Source organism: Parafilimonas sp. (assembly GCF_051953455.1).
Taxonomy (GTDB): domain Bacteria; phylum Bacteroidota; class Bacteroidia; order Chitinophagales; family Chitinophagaceae; genus Parafilimonas.
Window position 1 is genome coordinate 1 of the sequence record NZ_JBQCIT010000042.1, and the last position, 11,918, is coordinate 11,918.

Annotated in this window: 12 protein-coding genes; 10 read left to right on the forward strand and 2 right to left on the reverse strand. The window is 39.4% G+C overall.

Annotated elements, in window-relative coordinates; genetic code table 11:
- The coding region (locus ACTHN6_RS15740; RefSeq protein ID WP_440436729.1) for a GH3 family domain-containing protein at positions 1–1,319 on the reverse strand (1,319 nt) is incomplete at its 3' end.
- A gap of 140 nt (positions 1,320–1,459) precedes the next feature.
- On the opposite strand from ACTHN6_RS15740, the gene rplU reads away from it, so the two are divergent.
- From rplU to ACTHN6_RS15755, 3 genes are all read left to right on the forward strand, one after another.
- Positions 1,460–1,765 carry a 50S ribosomal protein L21 gene (gene rplU / locus ACTHN6_RS15745; protein WP_090663053.1) on the forward strand — a complete coding sequence of 102 codons (306 nt, stop codon included), beginning with the start codon at positions 1,460–1,462 and terminating at the stop codon, positions 1,763–1,765.
- Between the two features lie 78 nt (positions 1,766–1,843).
- Positions 1,844–2,104, forward strand: a complete 261-nt coding sequence (rpmA, locus tag ACTHN6_RS15750) for a 50S ribosomal protein L27 (protein WP_440436730.1) — start codon at positions 1,844–1,846, stop codon at positions 2,102–2,104.
- A 141-nt stretch (positions 2,105–2,245) separates the two neighbouring features.
- Positions 2,246–2,440 (forward strand): hypothetical protein, encoded by a 195-nt coding sequence (locus tag ACTHN6_RS15755; RefSeq protein ID WP_440436731.1) that lies wholly within the window; start codon positions 2,246–2,248, stop codon positions 2,438–2,440.
- Positions 2,441–2,518: 78 nt separating this feature from the next.
- Here ACTHN6_RS15755 and ACTHN6_RS15760 read toward each other — a convergent pair whose 3' ends face one another.
- Positions 2,519–5,002, reverse strand: a complete 2,484-nt coding sequence (locus ACTHN6_RS15760; RefSeq protein WP_440436732.1) for a YfhO family protein — start codon at positions 5,000–5,002, stop codon at positions 2,519–2,521.
- Positions 5,003–5,207: 205 nt separating this feature from the next.
- On the opposite strand from ACTHN6_RS15760, the gene uxuA reads away from it, so the two are divergent.
- From uxuA to ACTHN6_RS15795, 7 genes are all read left to right on the forward strand, one after another.
- A complete protein-coding gene (gene uxuA / locus ACTHN6_RS15765; RefSeq protein ID WP_440436733.1) occupies positions 5,208–6,377 on the forward strand; it encodes a mannonate dehydratase in 1,170 nt (389 codons plus the stop codon).
- A gap of 126 nt (positions 6,378–6,503) precedes the next feature.
- A complete protein-coding gene (rpsO, locus tag ACTHN6_RS15770) occupies positions 6,504–6,776 on the forward strand; it encodes a 30S ribosomal protein S15 (protein WP_440436734.1) in 273 nt (90 codons plus the stop codon).
- 152 nt (positions 6,777–6,928) lie between these two features.
- Complete coding sequence (pnp, locus tag ACTHN6_RS15775; protein WP_440436735.1) at positions 6,929–9,070, forward strand: polyribonucleotide nucleotidyltransferase; 2,142 nt, start codon at positions 6,929–6,931, stop codon at positions 9,068–9,070.
- Positions 9,071–9,179: 109 nt separating this feature from the next.
- Positions 9,180–10,235: an endolytic transglycosylase MltG gene (mltG, locus tag ACTHN6_RS15780; protein ID WP_440436736.1), complete on the forward strand. Its 1,056-nt coding sequence runs from the start codon at positions 9,180–9,182 to the stop codon at positions 10,233–10,235.
- Entirely contained in the window at positions 10,232–11,200 is a 969-nt protein-coding gene (locus ACTHN6_RS15785; RefSeq protein ID WP_440436737.1) for a YihY/virulence factor BrkB family protein, read from the forward strand. Before mltG ends, ACTHN6_RS15785 begins: the two co-directional genes overlap by 4 nt.
- A gap of 67 nt (positions 11,201–11,267) precedes the next feature.
- Complete coding sequence (locus tag ACTHN6_RS15790) at positions 11,268–11,420, forward strand: hypothetical protein (RefSeq protein ID WP_440436738.1); 153 nt, start codon at positions 11,268–11,270, stop codon at positions 11,418–11,420.
- Positions 11,421–11,495: 75 nt separating this feature from the next.
- Positions 11,496–11,903 carry a hypothetical protein gene (locus ACTHN6_RS15795; protein ID WP_440436739.1) on the forward strand — a complete coding sequence of 136 codons (408 nt, stop codon included), beginning with the start codon at positions 11,496–11,498 and terminating at the stop codon, positions 11,901–11,903.
- Positions 11,904–11,918: the final 15 nt, after the last annotated feature.

The window sequence follows — 11,918 nt, forward strand, 5'->3', positions numbered from 1 at the left end:
TTTTTTCTTATGGGTACTATTTTTAAAGGTTCAAGAATGTTGCCGCTTATCAGGTCGTCGTAGTAAATATTTTTTTCCCGGAGGGTATTATCAATTTCTGCTGCAAGCGCCGTAATGTTGTCAGGCATATCTTCAAATTCAATAACGTTTGTATTTAATTTTTCTGCCGCATGCGTTAATGCAAATTCCACTTCTTCTCCAATTACATGTTCGCCAAAAGCTGAAATAAAATGTTTGGTTCTGCCAGTAACCACCAGGCGATAAGGTTTAACACTTACAAACCTTATCATGTCGCCAACATCGTAAGCCCACAGGCCTGCATTGTTGCTTACAATCATTGCATAATTCTCATTAACCTTTACATCTTTTAACTGCAACCGTTGTGGATTAGGCTTTCCAATTTCGCCGGCGGGAATGAATTCAAAGAAGATGCCTGAATCGGTATTTAATAATAAGCCTTCTGCCTTTTGTGAATCCTGGAAAGCAAAAAAGCCTTCGCTTGCAGGAAACAATTCAATGGAATCAATTTTTCTGCCCACGCTCTCTTCAATCCTGTTTTTATAAGGCTCGAAGTTTACGCCGCCGTAAACCAATACAGATAAGTTTTTAAATAGTTCGCCCACTTTTTTGCCGGAGACTTCCATCAGCCTGTCGAAATACATTTGCATCCACGGAGGAATGCCGCTGATGAGCGTCATATCTTCTTTGACAGTTTCTTTTACAATAGCGTCCAGTTTTGTTTCCCAGTCGTCAATGCAATTTGTTTCGTAAGTGGGAAGTTGATTGCCTCTTAAATATCTTGGAACATGATGATTTACAATTCCGCTTAACCTGCCGGTGGGTATACCGCCAATGCGTTCCAGCTCGGGCGAGCCACTAAGAAAAATCATTTTACCGTTGGCAAAAAGCGAGTTGCTGCTTTCAGCCATGTAGCATAACAGAGCGTTTCGCGCCGTTTCAATGTGGTTGGAAATCGATTGCTTTGAAATGGGTATATATTTTATGCCGCTCGTGGTGCCGCTGGTTTTGGCGAGATAAATAGGCTTGCCTTTCCAAAGCACATTTTCCCTGCCTTCTTTAATTTTTTCGATATAAGGTTTAAGCTGTTCGTAATCACGCACAGGGATTTGCCGTTTGAAATTCTCATAAGATTCAATTTTATCAAAGCCGTGATCTTTGCCGAAATCAGTTTGTTTGGCTGATTTTACCAGCGTTTTCATTATTTTTTCCTGGTCTTCAACAGCGGACTCCATCCATTTTTTTGTCTTGCCGGAAACATAAGTAGATAACGGACGTGCTAACAAGGATTTTAGATACATAAGCAAACGCTAAAGCCGCAAATTTAATAGTAAGTGCTTTTAAAAACCGCCTTTAAAAGAAGGTTAGGAGAATATTTGCAAATTTCTTTTCATAAATATGCGGCGAAACATTACCTTTGCCGTCCAAATTTTTAAAAGTTATGTTCGCTATAGTTAAAATTGCCGGTCAGCAATTCAAAGTACAGGAAGGACAAAGCCTGTATGTACCACATATTGCAGGTAAAAGTGGAGATAAAGTTGAGTTCTCAGATATATTATTGGTAAATGCCGATGGCAAACTTTCAGCAGGTAAAGATGCAAGTGCAACCGTTAAGGCTGAAATTGTGAATGACCTGGTTAAAGGCAATAAGGTTATTGCTTTTAAAATGAAAAGAAGAAAAGGCTTTCGTAAGAAACATGGCCACAGAACGCAATACACACAAATTAAAATTGAAAGCATAGCATAATTAATTTCAAAACACGCATTAAGTAACAGGCAAGCTTTGATTTTGAAATTTGTTATTTAATGTTTTAAATAAAATATCATGGCACATAAAAAAGGTGAAGGCAGCGTAAAAAATGGCCGCGATTCGCAAAGCAAACGTTTAGGAGTAAAAATTTATGGTGGCCAGCCTGCTATAGCAGGTAATATAATTGTTCGTCAAAGAGGAACAGTTTATCATCCTGGTCAAAATGTTGGCGTTGGTAAAGACTTTACTTTGTTTGCACTTGCAGATGGCGTTGTTGAATTTAAGAAAACAAAGGCCAATAAAACTACAGTGTCTGTAATGCCTGCGCAGGCATAGCTTACTTATAGTTTATTTTTACATCCATAGTATTATCCATATAAACGAGTTATCCACTTTATATGGATAATTTTTTTGGTGCATAGTAATATAGTTTATACTTTAGTCAAATTATTTTACTAACCATTAAATTTCAAAACTATGGCAACAGCAAAAAAAGCCGCAAAAAAAGCAGCCCCTAAGAAGGTAGCAAAAAAAGCTGCTCCTAAAAAAGCAGCCCCTAAAAAGGCAGCTCCAAAAAAAGTAGCAAAAAAAGCAGCTCCTAAAAAAGCGGCTCCTAAGAAGGCAGCTGCAAAAAAAGCGGCTCCTAAAAAAGCAGCTGCAAAGAAAAAATAAGCAGTTTTAACTTTAGCGTTAATAGAAATCTTAAGTCCTCCCGGCTATACATCGGGGGGACTTTTTTATTTATATAATTTATTTTGATTTATTCTTAACCTGCACGAATGCTGCAACTACCAACAGCAACCATATTATAGCGGATGCTACAATGGCTATAATAATGCTGTTATAAAATGAAGCAGGTTTAAATTCAAAGCGGATATTATGTGTGCCTGCAGGAACAGCCAGGCCACGCAATACATAATCTGTTCTTACAATCGGCGTTTCTTTATCATCAATATATGCTTTCCAGCCCCGGTCATAATATATTTCACTAAACACTGCAAACTGGTTGGCGTTGCTTTTACTGGAGTATGTTATTATGTCGTTATCATTCTTTATTAAATGAATAGATGCCGCACTATCTAATACAGGTGCGAACGGAATTTTGCTTTTTTCAGCTTCCTCTACAATTGCCGTGTCAGCGGGATTGTTATTATCCAAAGCCCGCATAGCCGCTGCATCATCTTTCACATAAGCTACCTGCTTTACAAACCAGCAGGGCCCAAGATTACCAGGGTTGATTTGGACTTCGGCCTGGCCCTGCTGCCCGCGGTTAATCACATATTTTGTATTAAGCATGTTAAGCACATTAATATTTATTTTGTTGCTTAACTGGTAAGTAATTAAATCCTGGTAAATAGCCAGCTTGGCCGGGTTATAACCTCCGATTGAATTGTGGAAGTAAGATGTCATGGCATCATTAAATACATCAGCCGTTAAATTAAGCACGCGGTAATAACCTGTGTCCTGCAATATCTGCTGGTCCGCTGCTGAAGGTGTAAAGCTTTGCGCCTGCTGGTCTTCTTTTGTTTGAAATTTTTCATCATTTAAATACCTTCTTCCAACCGCCAATATATCAATTGAACTTAGCAGCAGGATGGCAAGCAATGCATACGAAGCTTTCAGCTTATCTTTTATATATAACCACATAAGCCCAAAGGCTATGGCAACGAATATTAAAGAGCGCATAATATCGGTGCCAAATAATGATTGCCTGTCTTGCAATAATGCATTATAAGCAGATTGTAATGCTGAACCCTGAGTTTTATCTGTTTGCTGATTAATGGTGCTTTCTATCTGGCTTGCTTCATTTCCTTTATAGTCGAAACTTGAATACAACATAAGAAGGATAAGAAAAACGCCAGCGATAGCAATGCCTGTCACTTTCAGTTTTTTCCATGCATAAGCTTTATCTTTTTCAATAAAAAATAATTGGTTTAAAGCCAGCATAGATAGTAGTGGAAATAACAACTGCGGAATAATAAGTGTGTATGTGGGAACCCTGAACTTATTGTATAAAGGAAGGTAATTAAAGAGAAAATTATTGAATTCAGGAAAGAATCTTCCCCAACTCATCATAATAGCTAATATGCTTACAGCAAGCATCCACCATTTGTCTTTTCGTTTCAGGTATATCACACCAAACAAAAACAAAAGGCAAATAACCGCTCCAAGATAAACCGGTCCAGAAGTGAATATTTGCGATCCCCAATAAGTTCCACCTAACTGATAGCCTGTTTGCCTGGCAAAATTTTCTGCATCTTCAGGTGAAGCGCCTTGGTTAATGGCAATTTTTGCGAGGTTGGAATTCTTATCAATGCCATCTACACCGGTAGCTCCGCCATAAATGTTGGGCACAAGTATTGACAATACTTCAGGCTTCTCAAAGCTCCACTGGAAGGCATAATCAACCGGCAGGCCTGTTGTTTTTGTTGCCGTATTATTTGAATCTAAATTCAACACACCATTACGCATGGTGGCTTTGGAAAAGTCATAAGTGGTTGCCAATATAACCATGTTGGATGCCACGCCGATAATGCCTGTAATACCAACAATAACTAACGATTTAATGAGGTGTTTATATTCCTTTTCACGAACCCATTTTATAACATAATACAATGTCATAAAACAGGCAATTATTAAAAAATAATAGGTTACCTGCAGATGGTTCAGGGCAATAAATAGACTGGTAAACAAGGCCGTGAGTGCAGCCCCTACCCAATACTTTTTTTGATATACCAGCAACACAGCCCCCAACAGTGCAGGCATGTATGCCATAACAAGCACCTGCGATTCATGCCCGGCTACCACCAATATAGGACTAAACGATGCATATGCATAAGCTAGCGCACCGGCAATGCCGATTCTGTAATCAACTTTATATACCTGGCTTAAAAAATAAAAACCCAGGCATAACAAAAAGAAAAACTGGAATGGCTTACCAAGAAACAATGATAAAACCTTATGCAGATAAATCAGATTAAAAGGGTTGGAGGGATCCTGGGCAATCTGGAAAGCCGGCATACCGCTGAACATGCCGTTTGTCCACAAAGGAAAATGTCCATGTGTTTCCTTATATTTAAAGGAATTCTCAGCCATGCCTTTCCAATGGATAATATCGCCTTGCTGCAATACTTTTCCCTGTAGAGCAGGCTTGCAATAAATAAGTGCCACTACTAAAAAGATAGCAATAGCAATAAGATGCGGTGTAACCTTACTCCAGTTAATCTTCATCATGCATGAATTTTAGGAGCGGCAAACCTAATGAAAATGTGTAATTGTAATACCTGCGGAAATTTCTTTGATTATATTTTATTTTTCGCTGCCGGAATATTTGCAGGAATAGCTCAAATGATATTTATTTATAACATCGCTGATATTAAATACAGATATTTTTGCAGCGATAAAAATCATTCAATAAATAATATAACCTGGAAAAAATATGCAGTTAAAAGAAACATGGCGGTGGTTTGGCCCTGATGACCCTGTTACACTACAGGATATTTTGCAAACCGGCGCCACTGGCATTGTAAATGCTTTGCACCAGATTCCGCATGGCGATGTATGGGCGGTTGATGAGATTCAAAAAAGAAAAGATATTATTGAAGCTGCAGGGTTAACCTGGGATGTGGTTGAAAGCGTTACGGTGCATGAATCTATAAAAACACAAACCGGCGATTACAAAAAATATATTGAGCAGTATAAAGAAACACTGCGCAACCTTTCAGCCTGTGGTATAAAAACCGTTACCTATAATTTTATGCCGGTTACAGACTGGACACGCACCAACCTCGATTATTTGATGCCTGATGGTTCAAAAGCGTTATACTTTAACTGGTTCGACCTGGCCGTTTTTGATATTCATATTTTAAAAAGAAAAAATGCAGCGGAAAGCTATACTGAAACGATTGTAGCGGAAGCTGAAAAAAGATTCAGGCAATATTCGCAGTCGCAGCTGGATGAAATTACACGCATTATACTGTTTGGCCTGCCTGGTGAAAAAAAGATAACGGTAGAAGAAGTGCAGCAAAAACTGGATTGGTATAAAGATATTGATCATACAGCCCTGCGTGAAAGCCTGAAATATTTTTTGCAGGAAATCACGCCTGTTGCTGATGAAGAGAATATAAAATTGGCTATTCATCCCGACGATCCGCCATTTGACATTTTAGGCCTGCCGCGAATCGTAAGCAATAAAGAAGATATTGAATTCATTCTCTCTTCTGTAAAAAATAAAAGCAATGGCATATGCTTTTGTTCGGGCTCATTGGGTGCCGGTATTAAAAATAATTTACCCGAAATTGTCCAGGCCATTGGCGACCGCCTCCATTTTGTACATCTGCGCAATACAAAAAGAGATGAATTTGGTAATTTTTATGAAGCCGATCATCTTGGCGGCAATACCGATATGTATGCCGTGGCAAAGGAAGTGCTGGCCATTCAGCAGAAAGTGGATGCACCTATCCCATTCAGGCCCGATCATGGGCATGTAATGCTGGATGATATGGGCAAACAAACCAATCCCGGTTATTCCTGCATTGGCCGTATGCGTGGCCTGGCAGAATTGAGAGGATTAATGCTGGGAATAAGCAGGGCAAATGGCTGGACATAAAAGATTTTTTTCGCTTTCTTTATCAATTAATTTACTATAATAAAACTGTTAATTAATCTTTTTGCGCTACTTTTGCGCCCCTATATAGAAGGATGAAAAAATCTGGATGCAATTAAATTAATTAAGATGTCTTATTTAACTACTGAAAAAAAACAAACAATTTTTGCCAATTTTGGTGGCAAAGCAGAAAATACCGGTTCAATCGAAGCACAGATTGCTTTGTTAACTGAACGTATTTCAAGTATTTCCAAACATTTGCAAAGCAATAAAAAAGACTTCGACACACATAGCGGTCTTATGCACATGGTTGGCCAACGCAAACGCCTGTTAACTTACCTTCAGAAAAAAAACCTGCAGGGTTACCGCGCACTTATTGAAAAACTTGGTTTAAGAAAATAATTATAGATAATAAAAAGCAATCCCAACTACAATGGTTGGGATTGCTTTTATTTGCAATTATTCTTGCCGATAGTTTCGCCAAACGCTTCAACGTGACTGTTACCATCTCCCGCAGCACGTATTATTCTCTCTCTTTTTTAAAATGAATTTTTATGTTATCTCAACCATTTCAATCAAGTTTTAAACTGTCTGACGGGCAGGAAGTTATTATAGAAACGGGCAGGCTGGCCCGCCAGGCCGATGGCGCCGTTACCATTCGCCAGGGCAACTGTATTATACTCGCAACTGTAGTTGCTGCCAAAGAACCAAGGGAAGGCCAGGATTGGTTTCCTTTAACTGTTGATTACAACGAAAAGTTTGCTGCCGCCGGAAGAATTCCGGGTTCTTTCTTTAAACGTGAAGGAAGACTAAACGATTATGAAATTTTAATAAGCCGTTTAATTGACCGTGCATTACGCCCTTTATTTCCCGAGGATTATTTCTGCGATGTGCAGGTACTGGTTACGCTTGTTTCATCCGACCCTGAAGTAATGCCCGATTCATTGGCATGCCTTGCTGCAAGCGCTGCGCTGGCCGTTTCTGATATTCCGATCAAAGAAATTATTTCAGAGGTGCGTGTGGCCAGGGTTGATGGCGAAATGGTCGTAAATCCAAAACGCTCCGATCTTGCTAAAGCTGATATGGACTTTATTATCGGCGCTACCGAAAAGAACTTAATGATGGTGGAAGGTGAAAGCCAGGAGTGCAGTGAAGAAGACCTGGTAAAAGCTTTACAACTTGCACATGATGCCATTCGTATTCAGATCAAGGCGCAGCAGGAGTTGCGGGATAAAGTAGGCGTTAAAGGCAAACGTGAATATGCTTTACCTGAACAAAATGAAGAGCTGAAAGCAAAAGTTATAGCTTTTAGTAAAGATCGTTTATACCAGGTGGCTGTGGGCGGCACCGCCAAACATGAAAGGTCTGAAGCATTCAAGCTTATTAAAGATGAATTGCTCGCAAGCTTACCCGAAGATACAACGGACGAACACCTGAAACTTGCCAAAAAATATTATGAAGATTTGCAGTGGGAAGTGGTTCGTCATATGATATTAGACGACCGCAAGCGTTTGGATGGCCGTAAATTAGATGAGGTTCGCCCGTTAAACATGGAAACCGATGTTTTACCTGCACCGCATGGCTCGGCATTATTTACACGTGGTGAAACACAATCATTAACCACCGTTACTTTAGGTACGCCTTTAGATGAATTATTAATTGAAAGTGCTGCAACAAGCGATTACAGCAAATTCATTTTACATTATAATTTCCCTCCGTTTTCAACCGGTGAAGTAAAGCCCATGCGTGGGCCGGGCAGGAGAGAAGTGGGCCATGGTAACCTTGCCATGCGCAGTTTAAAACAAATGATGCCGGGCAGCGATTATGCTTATACCGTGCGTGTGGTGAGCGATATACTGGAAAGCAATGGTTCTTCTTCCATGGCTACCGTTTGTGCGGGTTCACTGGCATTAATGGATGCCGGCGTTCCCCTTCCAAAGCATGTGGGCGGTGTAGCGATGGGATTAATAACGAGATCAAGTGATAACAAATATGCTATCCTTACAGATATTTTAGGAGATGAAGATCATTTGGGTGATATGGATTTTAAAGTTACCGGTACCCGCGATGGTATATGCGGTGTGCAGATGGATATTAAAATCGATGGCCTGAGCATGGATGTAATGCGCGAAGCGTTAGAGCAGGCACGCAAAGGAAGGCTGCATATTTTAGATGCTATGTATGAAGCCATGCCTGCTGCAAGGGAAGAAGTTAAACCACATGCACCGCGCATGGAGAAGCTTATCATCGACAAAGAATTTATTGGTGCCGTTATAGGCCCCGGTGGTAAAGTGATACAGGAAATTCAGAAAGAAACCGGAACTACTATTAACATTGAAGAAGTTGGCACCTTTGGTGAAGTAAGCATCTTCTCAACCAATAAAGAAAGTGTAGAAAAAGCACTTAAATGGGTTAAAGGAATTGTTGCCGTACCGCAGGTGGGCGAAGTGTATGAAGCCAAAGTAAAAACTATACAGCCTTATGGCGCTTTTGTTGAATTTCTGCCAAAGAAAGAAGGCTTATTGCATATTAGCGAAATAAGCTGGAAACGTTTGGAAACAATGGAAGGCGTATTAAAGGAAGGTGATATAGTAAAAGTGAAACTGATTGGCCTTGATCCTAAAACGGGCAAGTTTAAATTGAGCCGCAAAGCTTTAATGCCCAAACCTGAATCCAGGCCCAAACCACAGGAATAATTTGTTTACAAAACAATATTTTCGATAAAAAAATCCCTTGCAATTGCAGGGGATTTTTGTTTCATTATCCGGATAAGTATAATAACCTCAGGCGCTTAACTTTGTTATTATGAAGAAAGTATTGGGCATTTCAGCTTTGATAATAGTGTTGCTGGCATTGATAGCTGCGTGGCTTGTATTTGGCGCCGCTACGGAGTTTAAAGGCAAGGCTAAATATTTATATGTGAGGGATGATATCAGCGCACAAACGCAAATAGAACGGCAATTAGATACGGGGCATATTATTCGCACGGTTTTTATTTTTAGGATGCTGGCTAAGCCTGCAAAAGCCTGGAGCCGTATAACACCCGGAAGATTTGAAATAAAAACCGGCGAAAGCATTTTTGACATTTTGAAAAAACTGCGCAATAACAGCCAAAGCCCCGTGCGTCTTGTAATTAATAAACTGCGGGTTCCGCAGGACCTTGCAAAAATTATTGGCAAAAATTTTTCAACCGATTCACTGCAGGCTTTATTATACCTGACTAATAGTGATTCATTGCAAACATTAGGCGTTGACACCAATACTTTAATGACAGTTATTATTCCTGATACCTATTTTCTCAACTGGAACACATCAACCCAAAAAATATTGTTGCGTTTAAAAGATGAAGAGGATAAATTCTGGAGCAGGAATGACCGTATTCAAAAAGCAGCGGCACTTAATTTAACCAGGCAACAGGTTTACACTTTGGCCTCCATTGTGGAAGAAGAGACCAATAAGAATGATGAAAAAGGAAATATTGCAAGCGTGTATATAAACAGGCTGAACAGCGGCATGCCACTTGCTGCTGACCCCACTATAAAATTTGCTTTGAAAAATTTTGCCTTAAAGCGTATTTATTATGGACAACTTAATACGGAATCGCCGTATAATACATATCGAAATAAAGGCCTGCCGCCCGGGCCAATCTGCACACCATCGCCGGTTACCATTGATGCTGTACTAAATGCGCCGGCAACAGATTACTTGTTTTTTGTAGCAAAAAGCGATTTTAGTGGGTACCATCAGTTTACCAATAATTTTGCCGAGCATGAAAAATATGCTAAGCTGTACCAGCAGGCTTTGAACGAACAAATAGCTAAAAGGCAACAGGATAGTTTAAATAAAACATTACCACATTGACGAAGTTTGAAAAATTTCTTACCGGGTTAAAACCAGTTGCTTTTCTCATAAGGAAAAGCAAGACCATGATATTGCCTGGTTTTTATGGCCTATATCTTTATGATGTGATAACGTTTGTACTTAGCCAGATAAGCAGGATAGGCATAAGAGACAGGGCTGCGGCCATTGCTTTCAATTTTATAATGGCTATTCCCGCAGCGGCTATTTTTCTTTTTACATTAATACCTTATTTCCCGGTGGCGCAAAACATGCAGGATGAGTTATTCAAATTCATTTCTGATGTAATGCCCAATTCAGAATCGCGGGCATTAATTATAACCACCATGCTCGATTTATTTAATAAACCCAAAAAAGGTTTATTATCCATTGGTTTTATTCTTGCATTATTTTATTCGTCTAACGCCATGCTTGGCGTTATTCGCACATTCGATTCATCGCTGCTGGTGAAGACGCCAAAAAAATTTATGCAGCGAAGGCTTCGTGCTATAAAGCTTACAGTGGTAGTAATATTTCTGGTAATTGCTACCATATTATTAAGTATAGGGCAGGGTGCATTGTTTGCATCTTTTCTAAACTGGATTGGTGTGAGCGGAGCGGATAAAAATTCCTGGACAGAAATATTGAGATGGCTGCTTGTAATATTCCTGTTTTTCTATTCCATAGCATATACCTATAAATATGCGCCTTCTGTGCAAAAGCGATGGCGGCTATGGTCGCCCGGTGCAGTATTTGCAACAGTGCTTATTGTATTGGCCACGTGGGGCTTTTCTATATGGGCGCAGAATTTTTCAAGTTATAACCGCGTGTATGGATCCATCAGCGCCTTACTTATAACCATGCTGCTTATTTTTATTAATTCATTAATGCTGCTCATAGGTTATGAACTTAACCTAAGCATAAATTATTTGAAGCAAAAAGCAGAAGAAAGAAAGCAGGAAGAAAAAAATACTTCAGTAAAAGTTTAAAGACACTTTGTTTATAAATTACAGAAAACACTATCTTACAATCTATTTTTAATTTAAACCTATAGCTATGTCATTACCGGTAAATAACAAAAAAGGGGCAAATAAAAGCCAGAAAAGCCAGGCTGCATCGGGCAGTAATTCCAAATTCATAAAAGCCAATTCCAAACCTGGCGGTGCCAAACAAAAAGTGCGTTCAACCGGGGCAAACCGCGGAAGCTAAATATTGATTAAGCTTATTAAAGCTGCTGCATTTAAAACAAAAATTAATTTTAATCTTTTCCAAAAAACAAGCTATATGATAAAGTTCAATGAAATTAAAATCGGCGATTACGTTTTGGGAGAATATGAAGGCAAGAAATGGGAAGGCGAAGTGGTAAATTTAAATGGTGATGAAAAACAGGTTTGCCTGGCAACAGATGTGCAGGAGTTCTGGTTTGAAACAGAAGATCTTTACCCGCTGCCTATAAGCGATGCAGCCTTATTGAAATTAAATTTTGTAAAAGAAGTGCAGCCGGATGGTTCGGTAAAATATAAAAAAGGCTCATTCAGGATGCTGATACCCGGACCGGATGATTTTAGCCACATGGATATATGGTACCGTGATGACAAGCGTATTAACCCCAATATTCAATACATTCATCAGCTCCAGAATCATTACCTGCAAATGACTAAGATACATTTAACAGGAGAGCCAATTTCATAAATATTCAACATCGTT